The organism is Peribacillus sp. FSL R5-0717, assembly GCF_038002945.1.
GTDB classification, from domain to species: domain Bacteria; phylum Bacillota; class Bacilli; order Bacillales; family DSM-1321; genus Peribacillus; species Peribacillus frigoritolerans.
Map to the genome: position 1 here is coordinate 25577 of NZ_JBBOOF010000003.1, position 17325 is coordinate 42901.

Genomic DNA, 17325 nt, shown 5'->3' on the forward strand with positions numbered 1-17325 from the left:
TATTTAGTTCTCTTTAATCAATCTCCAAATAATAGGCATTAACTATAGGGGAATAGAAATATTCCCCTATATGTACCCGTCATTTCAATGAAAAGTGCCCCTTCTTCATTTATGATTAAACAAATATAATGACACGAAAAGTAAACAAATTCCTGCCACCTTTTTCGCATCCAATGGGATGCGTACGCCTCCGAATAAACCGAAATGGTCAATGACTGCCCCAATAATTATCTGGCCTGCTATAACCCCGACCAATGCCGGTGCCACTCCAATCCGAGGCACGACCAATACGATCACAATGACATAAATAGCCCCTAACAGCCCGCCTGTTAATTGCCATTTGGGTACAGACGCGATGGCAGAAATATTTCCATTTCCCGCAAACAAAACAATAAATAATAAAGCGAGAGTCCCGATTCCAAACGAAATGAAGGAAGCTTCAATGACCCCCACTTTTTTTCCTAATCCACCATTGATTTGTCCTTGTATTGCAATGGTGATTCCGCCCAGGACCGCAAGCAACGGAAATAATATCTTCACAATGATTTTGCTCCTTTTTATGTCCATCCGGACTGATTAATGAATTCGCATACCATTTTAACATGAAAAATATGTATATTGTCCTTTACTGATATAAAATCATCTGCAAATAAAAAAACTGGCACTTTGGGCCAGCTGCAATCTTCTATACCAAACTAAAATCTATATGATTCCTGAACACTTTGTTGCCTTAACTGGCAATACTCCGTACTCAACAAGGAAAATACCAGGGCATCATGGTACTGATCACGAAGAAATAGATAACTTCTGAGGCTGCCTTCCTCTTTGAATCCAAATTTCTTCAGAAGGTTTCTGGATGCAATATTATCCTTGAAAGTTAAAGCGGCGATTCTGTTTAGTCTCAATTCCTCAAAGCAATAGCGCAATACTACGTTGACAGCTTCAGACGTAAAGTGTTTCCTCCAATATTCAGGATGGATTTCATATCCTATTTCGGTGCGTTTGTTGGCTAGGCTCAATTGATGCAGGCCAACAGTACCGATGAACTTGCCTGAATCCTTTAGAATGACTCCCCACCGCATCCCTCGTTTGTTTATATAAGCACTTTTAAACGAGTCGATTAAGCGGCGGGCATCTTCTACTAGAGTTAAACTTTCTATCCCATCATATTTGGTCACTTCATCTTTAGAGAGGATTTCAAACAGACTCTCGGCATGATGGTGACCTATTTCGATTAAATGCAGTCTTTCTGTTTCCAATTCCTTAAACCACATCGAAGAATCCCTCCCGTATATTCAGCTGTCTACTTAATTCTATTCAAGATGAAGAGATACCTGTCTTAATGGACAATACTTTTTGAAAAATGCCTTAATCCCTGATTATTTTGGGAACGGTTGACACTGTAAACCGTTCCATTCCCGCCATAACCCAATAAGAAGTAGAATTAGGATGGTCAGGATACATTCCTATTGTCGGTAAACCATCATGGATCTCACAAAATAAAGCTCCCCAATAATAATCAGCCCAGATCCGATTCTCTAATTCTGGAAACAGATTGACAAGCTGCTATATTAATTTATCTCTATTGTTCAAAATCATTGGATCCCTTTTCTCCAGATAACCGGTCGATTCATCAAGGCCACAAATGATAATTCGATTGTCAGGAGTTTTTCTTGCATATAAATAAGGCCGTGCGGTTTCCCAAATATCATATTATCATGCCATTTAGCTTGATCGGCTATTTGATTTGTTGCTATGGCATATGAACTGAGAACCACTGCATTTTTATCCTTCACTTCTTTTTGGGCTTCATAACCAGTTGCGAAGATGACCGTCTGTGCATGTACCGTATGACCAGTTTCGATAAATAACTGGGTTTGATTCTCTTTTAGTATCTTTCCATTAATTTTTGTTTTTGCATAGACACGTACGCCTTTCGAAACTGCCTTTTCAATCAATAAATGTACATGTTTATAAGGATTGATTTCAGCATCATTATCTGTAACCAGCGCTCCTGCTTTCGAAAACGAAAATTTCCGGTTAATCTCTTTTTCAGTATAATATTCAACAGGGAAATTTCGGGTTTTAAGATTCCTATATTCTCTTTAAGCATGGGATTGGATGCATAGTACAAGCTTTTTCTACTCATTTGAAAACTGTAAAAGTCCAGTGTTCGCAACCGTACTTCCTTCGCTAGCATCCCTTTTATAGATCAGGAAAAAAATTAGACCAGTCTCTGTCAAAAAATAGGCACAGTGTGCATGAACCGCTTCCTTCTATACAAACATCACATGGAAGGTCTTCCTCCAACATGGGATATTTTCTCGCTTCAAATGTATCTTTCCAAAACACTTTCCCTGCCTTTAAATCCATACAAGCTCCACCCTTGGAACAATTAATTAGTTTCATCCTTTTTAGTTCCATATAACTATATCGTTTTGATGTACTTATTATTTCCCTGAAAAACATGGCCTGCAAACGTAAAATGATTCTTTTTTTCCAGAAATTCAGCATTCTAATTTATCAAATAGACCTATGATTTTCATTTACCATATAATCTGCCAAGTTATATGGACCCTTATTATGTATATTCTTATACTATCCTTTTTCCTAGTCCTATAAAGAATGAGAATGAGCTAATTTTACACAAAACTATTTTTATAGGATACTATATTACCAATTCAGATATTCTACTAGGAGGAATTAAAATGAAGAAAATCATCCTTTTATCAGCACTGTCACTATCACTTCTATCTCCAAAAGTTGCTTTGGGAGCCAATACATACGAGGTGGCAGAAGGAGATACCTTAACGAAAATCGCTTCTGAATATGATGTCAGCATTGACGAATTACTTAAATCGAACTCTGCTATTAACGATGCAAATCAAATTCGAATCGGACAAATCATAAATCTTCCCGAATCATCCAATACCACGGTTAATCGCAAAGAAAGTCAATCAGTTGAACAGCAGGTCCTTAGTTTAGTTAATGAAGAACGGGCAAAATCGGGCCTCCCTTCACTTAAAATGGATACAGCCATTTCCAAGGTAGCCATTCTAAAATCTGAAGATATGCGTGATAATAATTATTTCAATCATACAAGCCCCAGTTATGGATCGCCTTTCGATATGATGAAATCCTTTGGGATCAGTTACGAGTACGCAGGGGAAAATATCGCAGCAGGTCAACCTAGTGCGGATGCTGTCATGAAATCATGGATGAACAGCCCCGGACATAAGGCGAATATTCTTAACAAGAACTATACGCACATTGGAATCGGGCATGTAACTGGAGGGAAATACGCCCACTATTGGACCCAACAATTCATTGGAAATTAAAAGCTTCAGAGGCGGCAGCCTCTGAGTTTGTCGACACAACTCTCCCCCGGACCATGATAATATAAGGAAACTTGGTTATCCTTCATGAATTTTTACCTATTTGGAATGAAACCTCATTAGATTGAAGAAATTTGCGACACTCCTGCCGAAAAACTGGCTAGCCGAGACCCCACAGACGCTTGCGTCGAGAAGGCTTGGCAGACAGTCGGCGGAAAGGAAGTGGATTTCTGAAATCACTGCAACTTTTTTCAAATAAAAAACTGTAGACTAGCTCGATTTAAATCGAATTTGTCTACAGTCTGAGAGGCGGCGATTGCCGGCCTCTTTTATTTATTCTTATATTCCAAGTCAAATGATTGCCATTATCGCTGATTATATTCCTTTCTCACTTTATATCAAAAAGACGTAATTTCAGTTTGATCGTATCAATAAGAAAACGTTCTTTATTTTTTGTTGGATGGGTTACGCAAGGAAAACACGTAAAGCAGTTATATCATACTATCTTTCAATTATCTTACTGATAAAAAATAAATTATGTAAAATAGAATTCTAGACATAGGTACAAAGGGGCAATTGTAATGAAAATAGAGGTTAGCCCTGTCATCAACGAATTACGAATTAAACAAAATCTTACACGAGAAGAACTGGCTAAGGATATATGTGAACCTATTGCCTGTCAGATTATGAAAGAAGTATCACTTCTCCAACCATTGATGAATTGGCACTTTTTGCGGATAAACTTAAAGTTGACCTGCCGTATTTCTTCACTACCAAAAATGAACCGATCTATAATTACATAGAAACCATTAAACTTTTGATTAACAAATACAAACGCACACGTAATTATGAAGCAATTTATGAAATCATTCAAACAGAAATGGCAACTGCACCGGAAAAATCGATATCATTTTATCAATTCTTAAAATGGCATGAAGGTATCTCTTTTTTTTATTTCTACAATGACAAACAAAAGGCTATTGAATTATTGAATGAAGCCATGCAGATTACCAAGGGTAAACGGGTCATTCTTCATCAACAGGAGATAGAAGTTTTAAATAGTATCGGGATCATCCATTTTAAAACGAAGAATTATGAAGAGGCCATCACCATCTTCAATGATGCACTGGAATTTATCAAAAATATTCCCCATGTGAACCAAGAAGGTACCATTATCGTGATGATCTTTCATGGATTAGCACAAACATTGACTGAACTTCATTATTATCAAGAATCATTAAATTATACTCTTAAAGGGATCAACATTTGTAATTCGATAGAATCATTATATTTATATGCGGAACTCCATCTTTTAACTGGTAAGAATCTGGTTCATCTGCAACAACCTGAAGAAGGACTGCACTATATAAAGCAATCCAAAAACATTTTCAGTCTTCAAAAAAACGAAGAATTCGTACAAATTGCCGAACATGAAATGGAAAACATTTTGCACTGCATATGAACATGGATAAAAAAGATAGAGATTGCTTAAAAATCTCTATCTTTTTTTAGTATCGTTAGTTCACCCTTACCTTCAATATTTCAAATCCTTTAAAACGATCATAATGCTTTCAATAGCCATTCTATGTCAGCTATAATAGAAGAATGTAACCCAACTGGAGGAAAAAAAATTGACTAATAGATTAGGTTTAGTACTGGATGTAGAAACTACTGGTTTACGTCCCTCTTCAGATGAAATTATCGAGCTTGCCCTTATACTCTTTACATACAGCAGTGAAACAGGGGAAATCATTAATCTTATTGATCAAGAATCATTTTTAAGGGAGCCTCTCTCCTATGGAGCAAGAAGGAATTATGATCAAGCATACAGAATTCATGGAATTCCATACAGCTCCGTAGAAGGAAAGAGTTTTCATGATGAAAAAATTAAAACCTTCATTGACCGTACCGATTCGATCTTCGCACACAATGCTTCTTTCGATAGAAGTTTTCTCTACCAAATGTATCCGGAAATCAATGATCAAAAGTGGTACTGTACGATGCGTAATGTACCTTGGAAGCAATATGGATTTGAGAATAGTAAACTCTTAACATTACTGCAGGCACATAATATCACCAATTTTCAAACACATAGGGCCATGGACGATATATCTTACCTAATGGAGCTTATGAGAAAACCAGGTCCTTCTGGCCATCCTTATTTGAAGGATGTCATTGCAAAAAATCCAATGAAGAAATATGCACCTGCTTCCCAAAAAACAAGGGTATAGCCGTTTAAATAATTACTTCATTGTAATGGTGCACCAATGTTTTGTCACAAACAAACCGTTGCCCATTCCATGAGAACAGTAATGCATATCTTTAAGGTGGTTTTTATTTTAGGAAGCCTATTATTATCCTGCATTTCACTTATTACTTGATATTTATCAAAAAACAGCGACCCAGACGGGTCGCTGTTTCAGTTTATTATAAAAGAATACTTAGTTATCCTTCATGTATTTTCACTTTTTTATCTGGATGAAATCAACAGGAACGTTTTGAGGGGTTTAAATTTGAACGTTGATTGGAACGTAAGGCACTCGCTTTCGTGGGCGGTCTTTACGTCTGTAGGGTCTCCCTTGTACACGCTTTTCCAAGCAGGAGTCTTGAACGCCCGCTCCAATCAACTTTGTTTTAAAATATAGATAGAAACCCCGTTGTCGACAAAAGTGGAGCCGAAACGGCATTATCCCGAATCTGAAATTATTACCATTATTTTAAAACGAGACTTGGTTTTACTCCATAATTTTTTACTGTTTTATATGGGGTGAAATCCTATCTAGATTGAAGAAATTTGCGACACTCCTGCCGAACGACTGGCTAGCCGAGACCCCACAGACGCTTGCGTCGTGGAGGCTTGGGAGACAGTCGGCGGAAAGGGAGCGGATTTCTTCAATCAACTGGATTTTTTTTGAAAAAGACTGTAGACAAACTAGCTTTCCTCGAATTTGTCTACAGTCTGAAACAGCGACCTAGACGGGTCGCTGTTTTTTTGATCATTGTACAGTTGCTTCTTCCTGTTTTTCATTCAATGTGCCGTTCATTTTCTTATACCTATAAATAAAGTAAAGAAGAGATAATATTAATGCCGTAACGAGGAATATCGCCAATATGGCAAGATTGTGCCACATGAAGCTATAATCTCCTGTTGAGATGACAGCACGAAAAGCATTAATGGAATAAGTCATCGGCAGGAGCGGTGTGAATCCTTGCAAGAAGCCAGGTACTAATTCATTGGGGAATGTTCCGCCACTGCTGGTCAGTTGGAGAATCAAAATCAATAATGCTATGAACCTGCCTGGATTGTCAAAGGCTGAACCCAGGAACTGGATGATTGCCATGAATGTGCAGCTAGCAAGAATGCTTACTGCAAAAAACAACGGCAGGCTCGTAACATTGATTCCAAGACCTAAAATTAAAATCGAGTCCACCAATATGGCTTGACAGATTCCGATGAGTGCCATGACACTGTATTTACTAATAAACCAGCTAAATCCACTCGCAGGTATAACAGCAGGATCTCTTAGCGGGAAAATGATCGTCAGAACGATAGCCCCGATAAATAAACTTAATGAAATTAAATACGGTGCAAAACTAGTGCCATAGTTCGGTACATTATTAATTGGTAATTTATCTACTTTAACTGGGCTTGCAAACATGTCATAAACTTCTTCATTGGATTTGATCTTGCCTGCTTCATTTGCCCCGTCATTCAATTCGTCATGTAATTCTGCAGATCCATCTGAAAGTTTGGCGATACCATCTTGTAACTTAATGGCTCCATTCGCCAGTTCTCCCATTCCGCTAGTTAGGCTGTTTGAACCCTCCTTCAATCTATCCGTTCCTTTAACCAGACCTTCCGAACCTTCGGAAAGCTGTGAGGTTCCACTTGATAATTGCTTGGAGCCATCTTCAAGCTGATCAAGCCCGCTTACCAAGTTATTGCTGCCTTCAGTTAATTGTCCAAGTCCACTCTGCGCTGAATCTATACTTTCGCCAAATGTTGTCAAACCAGACACCAATTGACCTTGGCCATTTTTCAGTTCATTCGCCCCATTGGCGAGTTTATCCTGAGCTTGCTTCAATTGCGTGAAACCGCCGCTTAACGCACTAGTGCCTTCACTTAACTGATTGGCTCCATCACTAAGGCTATTTGAGCCTTTAGCAATTTCGGTTGCACTGGCCGATAGTTTTCCCACTCCTTCAGATACTCCTTTACTACCTTCACTGATGCGTGTTAGAGAAGAAATCACTCCCTCCAAACGCGCTTTCTCTGCAGGATCATCCGTAGCTTCAGATTGTTGTTCCAATCCGGAAATAACCTCATCCAAACCTGCCGAAACTTCAGATGCCCCCGCTTTTGCTTCGTTTGATGCTGCGCTCCATTCAGACAATGAACCTGAAAGCTGGGCGGCACCAGCCGCTACACCATTTGCTCCCTCAGTCAAAGCGGGCAGCTTTTCATCTATTTGATTGAAGCCCTCTAATGACTGCTGCAATCCAGAGGCCAATTCACCAGTTCCCGCTTCAGATCTCTTGGCCCCTTGCAAAAGCTCGGATTGACCATCTTTCATTTGCCCAACACCAGAGCTGAACTGTTGTAACCCTTGATTAAGTTCCTTTGATCCTGCAGCTGCCGAACCGACCCCATTCGAAAAGGTCAATGATTTTTCAGCTAATTTTTCCAGGTTTTCATGGATTTCGACAGAACCTGAATGAAGGGAGTCAATTCCTTCATCCACTTTTTTGGAACCTTCTTTAGCTGAGATAATCCCTTCACCAAGTTCACTGGAGCCGTTTTTCACTGTATCTGTTCCGTCTTTCAATTCTCCAGCTCCATCACTGGCACTTTTGAGTCCGTCAGCCACTTCGTTCAAATTATCGAACATTGACTCCGCATAGGTTTTCGTAACCGCCGACGAAACCTCCCCTTTGATTCTCTCCGAAGCTGCATCACCAATTTTAGTGGATATATAATTGAACCCTTCATTGGACGTATAAATTAAATCAAGTTTTTTCGGATTGTCCTCCTGCAAGGTCGTTGCATTCTTCGAAAAGTTTTTCGGAATTTCTATTTTCATGTAATAATCTTGATTTTCTAGGCCTTCATTGGCTTCTTTTTGACTGACGAAATGCCAATCGAAATCCTTCTTTTCCTTTAACTCCTTGACTAAATCTTTTCCTATTGTAAGTTCCGTTTCATTGAACTCCGCACCCTCATCCAAATTGACAATGGCTACAGGCAATTGATCCACCTTACCATATGGATCCCAAAATGCCCAAAGGAATGTGCCGCTATATAATAAAGGAATCAGTATGATCCCTATTATGGAAATGAGTATCATAGGATGTTTTATTATGGCTAAAAATTCACCCTTTAAAGATTTTAACACGCCTACCAAGCCCTCCTATACGACGAATATGCCGTTTATTTAATCTATCTCGGTGAAAACGCATGAAAGAATACAAAATTAAGTCATATGCTTCTGCATTGTAAATTTAGAGTTCTTCATCTTCACCTAAATATATATTACTTTTTAAACAACGAATAATATATGACTAAATTGTTCATTTGGTCATTATCACGAAAATAATATAACATTTATCCATCTTTTTATCAATATTTTTTCACAGCGATACATCCTATATTTACTGCTTTTATCTTTAAATCCATTTAGATTGCCTTTTAAGCTGAAAATACTTTATTATGAATTAGCTCTGATATTACATGGAAAAAAAGGTACCCATAATGGGTACCCTTTTTATTAGCTATATTAGCATAATTAAATAAAGCGCTTTCATATCATTTCGATATAAATCCTTTTAATTTTTCCGCCTGCCCGGTCAATTTCTTCAAGGACTCCTGATACTCTTTTTCTAATTGTTTTATGATGCCTGCAGCGGTATCTACTTTTTTAATCGCCCCCACACCATGACCCGCTGACCAGATATCACGCCACGCTTTAGATTCAGACGATTTGGACATGCTGTCAAAATCGACTTTTTCTTTTTTGGCTAATTGTTCTGGGTCCAATCCTTCCTTCCTGATGCTCGGTTTAAGCATATTACAATTAACGCCTGAAAATGCATCGGTCAAGATGATGTCATCATGGTCAGAATCGACAAGCATTTCACGATATTCATCATTTGCCCTGCTCTCTTTCGCCACGATAAAACGTGTACCCATATATGCAAGATCCGCTCCTGCCGCCTGAGCTGCCAAGATACTGTGACCAGTACTGATCGATCCGGCGAGCAAAATGATTCCATCCCAGAATGTCCTTACGCTGTCCACGAAAGCAAAGCTATTTATCTCACCAGCATGACCGCCTGCTCCCGCAGCAACCAAGATCAATCCGTCCACACCGGACTCCGCAGCTTTCTTTGCAAAATCCACAGAGCTGACATCCGAAAAGACCAACCCGCCATAGCTATGTACGACATCCACCACATGTTTTGGTGAACCTAATGATGTAATGACGATGGGAGGCTGATGCTTTTTGACCAATTCCAACTCTTCTTCAAGCCGGCTATATGTACGGTGAACAACCATATTCATTGCCCATGGAGCTATCTTTGAGCCTGGTTCTTTATCCTTTGCTGCAATCAATGTATCGTTTATGTCACCCATCCATTGATCCAGTACCTCTATCGGCCGCGCATTCGGTGCTGGAAAAGAGCCGATCACCCCATTCAAACAGCATTCTTTCACTAACTCAGGACCGGATATTAAAAACATAGGTGCTGAGATAACTGGTAAAGTTAATTGATTCCACCACTGTTCAGGCAAACTACTTGTCATCCTTAAACCTCCCATTATTAATATATTACCAAAATATAACACTACAAGATTATCATACTTCTAAAAGACACAATTTTCAAGAAATTAATTCAGCAGCTAAAATTTAATTGTCATGCAGCACCATTTTAATAAAAAAACTGTATATGGAATACGCCCCATATACAGTTTCAATTCAATTTGAAAGCACCCATTTCCGAATGGCCTTAGCTACACCATCTTCTTCGTTTGTCGCTGTAATCCAATCTGCTTTTTCTTTCACAATTTCTTGGGCATTTCCCATTGCCACGCCCACTTTTGCTTCAGAAATCATCGCAAGGTCATTAAGGCTGTCACCCACTGCCATTACATTTTCCATGCTAATGTCGAGCAGTGAACATACGAGCTTTATCGCTTTCGCTTTATTGACTCCCATGGCATTCACTTCAATATTCGTTGGGCTTGAATTGCTTATTTCAAAGGTTCCTTTTGATACCAGTTCATCCATGATGATTTGGCGGATGCTTTCATCATTTGTATCAAAACCGAATTTAAGCCATTGCGAGTCATGGATTTTTTCAGGCATTTCAGCCCTGTAAATATTATCGCAGCTAATGGCCCAAAAATGTGTACCATGTTTTTGGCTTAATTCCCACATCCATTGTATGGATTCACTATCGACGATATTCCTTTCCACCAGTTTTCCTTGGTTATCGTAAATTTCGCTTCCGTTTACTGTAATGAGGTATGATTGGAGTTCCATTGACTTTGCAAAATCACTGCACGTCGCATAGGATCTTCCTGTGCTCAATACCACAAAAACCCCTTCATTTTCGGCTTCTTTTATCGCTCTCCGGTTTTCTTCAGATATCTCTCCAGCCTTATTGAGAAGTGTGCCATCCATATCAAGTGCAACTAGCTTAATATTTTGTTTCTCCATTCTTATTCACCCTTCCATAATCCTTCATTATGTAACTAAGTCCATGATAGCTTATAATGCATACCCAAGGAAAGTACGTGATGAATTGAACAGCATTATCATTAGTGTCTTGATTTATAATCACACAATTATCCTGATCATGACATTTTGTATTCTGCCATTATTTCTACTCGCTGTCTTTTTTGATTTCATTCAATTCTTTTTTTATCTGACCTTCCCATTTTGGGATACCATCATTTTCATCAAATTCTATAATGACGTCCGTTACCCCTCTTTCCTTTAATATTTGATTAAACAGCCGATCTTTAATGTCGTCCGCCTGTGCGATTGAAATATGGGGATCCAGTTCAACTTCAAGTTCAACATGAAAATCTTCCCCTTCTTTTATTACGGCCAGTTTCTGTATATCCCTTACGTCTAGATCATCCATGACCATCGCACCAATTTTTTGCCGCATATCAATATCGGCTTCCCCAAGAGCACCAGCAGCATTGTCAAGAAAAACCCTTCCAACCACATAGAACATACCAAGACCGATCATGACGGAAGCAACTCCTTCCGCTTGGATAAAAGGCGTGAAGTTTGCTAATAATATGGCAATTATCGCAAGGACGCCGCCACCTGTCGCTACCATATCTTCCATAAATACTAATTTCGTCGCTGGTTTTGCCCTTTTTAAACCAGAAAAGCTCTTAAATATGACGGCTGCCCCTTTAGCTTCAATTCCAGTCTCATGGACCACTTCTTTCATCGCTTTAAATAATACATATGATTCCAACACAACCGCTAACGAAAGGACTGACAAGTTAATAAGGATACCAGTTGATTCTGCAGGGTGTAAAATGTGATGGAACCCTTCTTTAATCGTTTCATAAGACATGATCCCGACAACCAATACTGCCCCTAGCAATACAAGGTTAACCAAACGTCCAAAACCATCAGGGAATCGATCAGTTGGTGACTTTTTACTTAGTGCAGAACCAATGAAGACGAAAAACTGATTCGCAGCATCACCCAAAGTATGTAAAGTTTCAGCAAACATAGCGACATTTCCTGTCATAAAATAGGCAATCCCCTTTAGCACTGCGATGATACTATTCACACAGGCAGCAATGAACGCCGATTTATTACCTTGTTTCAATAATCGAAATAATTCTTTCATATGAAAATCCCCCCTTATTTTTTTTATAAATGCATGATCATAATGTATTATCCCCAACACTGGAAAATATGAAACCACAAACGCAAAACCAATACGATTGGAGAAAGGTTATAAGTTGTATCTCCCACAAACGAATATATTCCAGTGGTGGACGCATCTATTCTAATAAGTTCATGTAATCATTCATTTCTTTAGATGCCTGAATACGGCAATAAAAAAGGAGTAAGCGGCGGCTTACTCCATATCATCCAATAACTTCGAGTGTTTACCCTTCTTTTTTCACTAACTTGGATGGATTATTTACTTTATAGCGTATTTCTTTATTGTATTTTTTGTCGACCACTTTTCCATCAAATTCGATTGCGTCTCCTTCTTCGAGCTCAGCTTTTTTTAATGTCTTGCTATATCCACACCAAGCATCGCCAATAGTCAATTCAGGCTCCGTTGTCACTTTAACATTCTCTAAGAGTATGACTTCATCTTCTTCACCAGTGAAATGGTTCATTTTTGCCGTGAACTCCTTGACGGTCGCGGTAAAATGCACTTTTTCCCCAGGCAAGTCCAACTTAGGTTTTGCTGTCGTTTTTTTAGTTTTGGTTTTTGCCTTTTTTGGTTCTTCACTTGGCTGATCGGCGTTTTCCGTAATTGGTGCTTCATCCATCTGCTCAGTTTCACTTGAAACTGCGGCTGTTTCGGAAACCGGGCCACTCAACAGTTCTTTTCCGAAACTGGAGCTTTGCATTTCCTTTAAATAGGAAGGGTTAATGCAGCTAAGCTTACCATTTTCAAATTGAACGACTACAGTGTCAAGTCCGTTGCCATATTGTTCATAACCTGCCAATTTGACTTTTGCTTGAAAACTTCCGCTTTTATATAATAGTTCTCTTTTAACCGAACGGGCAGTGAATAATTTCCATTCCAATCCTTTAGCGATATAGTCCGTATCATCTAAAAAAGGGATATACTCTCCTTTTGGTGCAATATAATGAATCAAATCTTCAGCTGGAGTTTCAGCCACATTCACCACTCCTAATCTTTTCTATAGATTATATTCTAGCAAAGGATTTCAAAGTTGCAAATGAATGAGTATCATAATTGTACAGAGGGGGTGGCAGTCAAGGTTACGGTTATATATAAACGCCCCCATGCAATGAATGCAATCATTTTTGGAACCAGAAAAAGCTGCCCACTAAGAGCAGCCCAGGCTGTAGACAAACTCGATGTAAATCGAGTTTGTCTATTTTTATGGCTTGTACAATTTGGACGTTGATTGGAACGTAGGGCACTCGCTTTCCGCGGGCGGTCGGGGAGCCTCCTCGGCTTTCGCCTGCGGGGTCTCCACGTTCAAAGTGTACAAACCCCGTAAAAAAGTAAAAACATGAAGGATAACTTAGTCTTCTTTTAAAATCATAGTTTGGGTAGAGACTATTTCGAAACCCCTATAGTCGACAACGGAGCCACCCACTAAAGGCAGTCTTTTATTAGAATAGTCAATCTCTTTTCTCTATAATCGGACAAAGCGACTACATTCCTCACCCTTCCTTAACGTGGATATTTATTAGTTTTCCTTCTTGTTCAGCAGCAATTACGTTTTTCTTATGATAAAACAGAAAGTATGACCCAATAACTAGAATCGTGAGAAGGGTTGTAAGAAAGAATTGCAATCTCATGGAATCAATAAACGCCTGAGCAACGAATATAATAAATAAGACGGCAATGGTCGCATAGGTTAAATAAGGGAATAGCCACATTTTCACTTTGAGTGTCCCGGGATTTTCTTTTTCCGTCTTTTTCCGTAAATATAGATGAGAAAAGGCGATAAAGATATACATGATCATCGTGACTCCTCCCGAGCTGTTTGCGAGAAAAGCAAACAATTTATCAGGGGAAACAAATTTAAAAGTCGTGAACACATAAGCAAAGAAAACACTTGCCATTAACGCCCAAATCGGGATTCCCCGCTTATTCACTCGGGAAAGGATTTTCGGTGCATCACCTTTTTTTGATAAAGAATATAACATACGAGAGCTAGTATATAGACCTGAATTCAAAACAGAAAGCAATGAAGTGAAGATTACGATATTCATAATTTGACCCGCTGCCGGCAGGCCTGCCATGTCAAATACGCTGGCATAGGGGGTTTTCAGTAAATCTTCAGCACCTTGGGGAATTACGAGAACCAACACGGTCACTGAACCAACAAAGAAAAGAAGAAGACGCCATACGACACTGTTTATGGCTCTAATAATGTTTTTTTCAGGGTTTTCAGACTCTCCTGCAGCAATGGCAGCTACCTCACTTCCCGATAAAGAGAAAGTGATGAATATCACACTAAGAAGGACAGGCAGAAAACCTTTTGGTAAAAATCCTTCCGCTCCAGTTATGTTTGAAAGGCCTGGTGAATCAAATCCCGGAACCAATCCAAAAATCATGGCAGCACCAAGGAAGAGGAATATTACAATGGCAGCCACTTTCATGAAAGCTAACCAGTATTCAAATTCCCCATAAGCTTTGACTGAATAGATATTCGTAATCGTCATTAATATAGGGAAAGATAGACTGGCAGCCCACATAGGTATACCAGGAAACCAATCATGAATCATAGTTCCCAATAACGTTGTTTCAATAGCAATGATGATAACCCAGTTGAACCAGTATAACCAGCCGATCGTGTATCCGGCCCAAGGACCGAATGCTTGATGTGCATATGTTGAGAAGGATCCGCTATCAGGATTTACAACAGCCATTTCACCCAGCATACGCATTATAAGCACGATCATCAATCCTGCGATTATATACGATAAAATCGCACCAGGACCAGCTGAATCAATTATGGTTCCGCTTCCGATAAATAACCCTGCCCCAATTACCCCGCCAATAGAAATCATTGTGACATGCCTGGTCTTGAGACCATGTTTCAATTCATTTGTTTGAAGTGCCACTATTGTCACCATCCTTAAAAACTGTCAATTTAACGTTTTGTAAGCAGTAGCCACTGCTCATGGGTACCCTAGTAGAAATCTTTCATTCAAAAAAACAATTTTAACAGTCCTATTCCCGTTTCATCATTCGTTTTCATGAGGCCAAATTCACAATCGTTATATGTATATTGAACAGCGTATATTCTATTAACCGGTAATGCATTTCTATTTATACTATCTCTTTACTACCATCAGCCCCTCAATGAATTACACGGAACGTACAATGGTACTTGTTGATATTTCACTTTCGCTTTTTGTTGAGTGAAGTTCTTTTATTTAAAATAACCAGCTATTATTCTTTCTTTCCTCTATCTTCTTTTTTTATAAAAGCACCCTCTCTCATTAAAATTTCATACCTATATAAAATAAAAGCAATATCCATGCCAAAAAAAGGATAGTTATTCAATTAGGGTTTAACGCTGTTATGGATTAAAAACGATTCATTGTTGCATCATAAATGCATTTTTTGATTCATATATTAATTATTGACCCTTTTTGATTCACAATTGAATTAAAAATGACAATTTAACTGATTTCATTTTAGATTTCGACACCTTTACATACCGAAAAATAACAGAGATAAAAAGAAGATGCCAAAAACCAAATTATGATTTTGCATCTTCCAAATATATTTATTTTCTTGAGAATGATTTTATGTAATACCGGCAGATCCGAAACAGCCTTTCCTATTAATCAAAAATCTGTACATGCTTCGAAAAATATCGATATGTTTACTATTTTACTTTATGAAAAGTCACTATATGATATGTATTATACCCATTGAAGCTCATTCTGGACTTTAGGGAAATGGATGCTGAATGTGGTTAAATTTTCATTGGAGACACAATTCATATATCCATCATTACTTTCAATGATCTTTTTACATACGTATAACCCAATTCCCGTTCCTAACTCTTTCGTCGTGACAAAGGGTTCAAAAATAGATTCAATCAATTCACTGGCAATGGCCGGTCCATTATTTGAAATTCTAATTATTCTCTCATTCGCCTCGATTAAAGAATTTATCCTCAAAATTCTTGGATGTTCTTTATCCTTTAAGGCATCAATCGAATTTATAAAAAGATTCAAGAACACTTGTTTTAACCCATCCTTGCTCGCTGTCATGGCGAAGTTTGGATAAATATCTATTTCCACATTAACACTGGCATCCACAATATTTGCATAAGTCAGTTCTTGAATTTCTTCAATTAGCTTTAACACTGAAATTTCCTCTCTTTGTTCCTCATTAAAATCTGATTTAGAGGTATGGAGGAATTGGGTTATCCTGAAATTCAGCTGATTTAACTCATAATCAATGATATCCAAATATTTCAAATCCGGATTCTCCCTCTTCAGTAATTTATTGAACCCCATGATAGCTGTAAGAGGATTTCGAAATTCATGTACAAAGCTTGATGATATCTGGCCCAATACCGCTAATTTATCTTTGTGGTTTTCACTTATATAAGACTTTTTTTCCTCAATTACTTCATTTGTAAGATTCGTATATCTCGTTACTGCATGGTAACTGAACGTATCAAAGTGCAAGTTGATGTCATTAATGAATTTCTGCATATAATGAATCGGGATATTTGCCCCAAAAAGATTTCTGATTATGATATTTCTCCCCAAATTGATATTATATAGAAAATCCCCAATGTTGATATTCGCTTCAAGACGTTCTTTTGCAACCTGGTAAGCCAATTTAATTAGCAAATCTTCAGATAGTACTTCCTTGAACGTTTGGATCACCAATGAGTACATTCCATAACCATTTTCTTTAATCTTTTCTTTGTAGGGATCTATTTCATTAATCTTAATAGTCTCGTTCCATTCATTTAAAAACTCAGATTCTTTTTCTTCCAAATATTGGATCAATACAAATTTATACTTCTTATGTTCAGATGACAACTTCATACTATTGACCACACATCCCCTTACGGAAATTTAGATACTATATCAATAACATCATTCTATATGAGATTTTGATTTCCTGCACTTCATTATTTATAGTAGTGAAATGTAGCTTATAAGGAGACTAGGTATGCATGTTCGCATATAGTTACTTGCAATAACAAGAACCGACCAAATCAGGTCGGGAATCTGAGAGATTTTAAAAGAAAAATTAT

General features: G+C 38.2%; 13 protein-coding genes and 1 pseudogene. 4 read left to right on the top strand and 10 right to left on the bottom strand.

What is annotated here, in order from left to right:
* Positions 1–105: 105 nt before the first annotated feature.
* The 3 genes and pseudogenes from NYE65_RS26715 to NYE65_RS26725 all read right to left on the bottom strand — a co-directional run.
* A complete protein-coding gene (locus NYE65_RS26715) occupies positions 106–540 on the bottom strand; it encodes a DMT family transporter (RefSeq protein ID WP_098865135.1) in 435 nt (144 codons plus the stop codon).
* 155 nt (positions 541–695) lie between these two features.
* On the bottom strand, positions 696–1274 hold the full coding sequence (locus tag NYE65_RS26720; protein WP_057277520.1) for a GNAT family N-acetyltransferase: 579 nt from the start codon (positions 1272–1274) through the stop codon (positions 696–698).
* Positions 1275–1595: 321 nt separating this feature from the next.
* Positions 1596–2087 (bottom strand): annotated as a pseudogene (locus tag NYE65_RS26725) (FAD-dependent oxidoreductase); the annotation flags it as partial.
* Between the two features lie 621 nt (positions 2088–2708).
* Between NYE65_RS26725 and NYE65_RS26730 the strand changes: the two are divergent.
* The 3 genes from NYE65_RS26730 to NYE65_RS26740 all read left to right on the top strand — a co-directional run bounded on the left by NYE65_RS26730 (position 2709) and on the right by NYE65_RS26740 (position 5566).
* Positions 2709–3338, top strand: a complete 630-nt coding sequence (locus tag NYE65_RS26730; RefSeq protein WP_340862278.1) for a CAP domain-containing protein — start codon at positions 2709–2711, stop codon at positions 3336–3338.
* A gap of 718 nt (positions 3339–4056) precedes the next feature.
* Positions 4057–4797 carry a tetratricopeptide repeat protein gene (locus NYE65_RS26735; protein ID WP_340862279.1) on the top strand — a complete coding sequence of 247 codons (741 nt, stop codon included), beginning with the start codon at positions 4057–4059 and terminating at the stop codon, positions 4795–4797.
* Positions 4798–4966: 169 nt separating this feature from the next.
* Positions 4967–5566 (top strand): exonuclease domain-containing protein, encoded by a 600-nt coding sequence (locus tag NYE65_RS26740; protein WP_048679624.1) that lies wholly within the window; start codon positions 4967–4969, stop codon positions 5564–5566.
* Between the two features lie 765 nt (positions 5567–6331).
* Here the strand turns inward: NYE65_RS26740 and NYE65_RS26745 are convergent.
* From NYE65_RS26745 to NYE65_RS26765, 5 genes are all read right to left on the bottom strand, one after another.
* A complete protein-coding gene (locus tag NYE65_RS26745) occupies positions 6332–8728 on the bottom strand; it encodes a YhgE/Pip domain-containing protein (protein ID WP_340862280.1) in 2397 nt (798 codons plus the stop codon).
* A gap of 410 nt (positions 8729–9138) precedes the next feature.
* On the bottom strand, positions 9139–10137 hold the full coding sequence (locus tag NYE65_RS26750) for an NAD(P)H-dependent flavin oxidoreductase (RefSeq protein ID WP_145505468.1): 999 nt from the start codon (positions 10135–10137) through the stop codon (positions 9139–9141).
* A gap of 172 nt (positions 10138–10309) precedes the next feature.
* Complete coding sequence (locus NYE65_RS26755; protein ID WP_328131841.1) at positions 10310–11053, bottom strand: Cof-type HAD-IIB family hydrolase; 744 nt, start codon at positions 11051–11053, stop codon at positions 10310–10312.
* A gap of 166 nt (positions 11054–11219) precedes the next feature.
* Positions 11220–12215, bottom strand: a complete 996-nt coding sequence (locus NYE65_RS26760) for a cation diffusion facilitator family transporter (protein ID WP_340862281.1) — start codon at positions 12213–12215, stop codon at positions 11220–11222.
* Between the two features lie 265 nt (positions 12216–12480).
* Positions 12481–13233 (bottom strand): hypothetical protein, encoded by a 753-nt coding sequence (locus NYE65_RS26765; RefSeq protein WP_340862282.1) that lies wholly within the window; start codon positions 13231–13233, stop codon positions 12481–12483.
* 60 nt (positions 13234–13293) lie between these two features.
* On the opposite strand from NYE65_RS26765, the gene NYE65_RS26770 reads away from it, so the two are divergent.
* Positions 13294–13485: a hypothetical protein gene (locus NYE65_RS26770; RefSeq protein ID WP_340862283.1), complete on the top strand. Its 192-nt coding sequence runs from the start codon at positions 13294–13296 to the stop codon at positions 13483–13485.
* 262 nt (positions 13486–13747) lie between these two features.
* On the opposite strand, the gene NYE65_RS26775 is transcribed toward NYE65_RS26770, so the two are convergent.
* Positions 13748–15166 carry an amino acid permease gene (locus NYE65_RS26775; RefSeq protein WP_340862284.1) on the bottom strand — a complete coding sequence of 473 codons (1419 nt, stop codon included), beginning with the start codon at positions 15164–15166 and terminating at the stop codon, positions 13748–13750.
* Between the two features lie 801 nt (positions 15167–15967).
* Positions 15968–17113, bottom strand: a complete 1146-nt coding sequence (locus NYE65_RS26780) for a histidine kinase N-terminal domain-containing protein (RefSeq protein WP_340862285.1) — start codon at positions 17111–17113, stop codon at positions 15968–15970.
* Between the last annotated feature and the right edge of the window lie 212 nt (positions 17114–17325).

What these genes read in the sequence shown, in the direction of transcription:
- NYE65_RS26770 (WP_340862283.1), top strand. Translation starts at nt 13,294, where the DNA reads ATGAATGAGTATCATAATTGTACAGAGGGGGTGGCAGTCAAGGTTACG.
- NYE65_RS26720 (WP_057277520.1), bottom strand. Translation starts at nt 1,274, where the DNA reads ATGTGGTTTAAGGAATTGGAAACAGAAAGACTGCATTTAATCGAAATA.
- NYE65_RS26730 (WP_340862278.1), top strand. Translation starts at nt 2,709, where the DNA reads ATGAAGAAAATCATCCTTTTATCAGCACTGTCACTATCACTTCTATCT.
- NYE65_RS26760 (WP_340862281.1), bottom strand. Translation starts at nt 12,215, where the DNA reads ATGAAAGAATTATTTCGATTATTGAAACAAGGTAATAAATCGGCGTTC.
- NYE65_RS26750 (WP_145505468.1), bottom strand. Translation starts at nt 10,137, where the DNA reads ATGACAAGTAGTTTGCCTGAACAGTGGTGGAATCAATTAACTTTACCA.
- NYE65_RS26755 (WP_328131841.1), bottom strand. Translation starts at nt 11,053, where the DNA reads ATGGAGAAACAAAATATTAAGCTAGTTGCACTTGATATGGATGGCACA.
- NYE65_RS26780 (WP_340862285.1), bottom strand. Translation starts at nt 17,113, where the DNA reads ATGAAGTTGTCATCTGAACATAAGAAGTATAAATTTGTATTGATCCAA.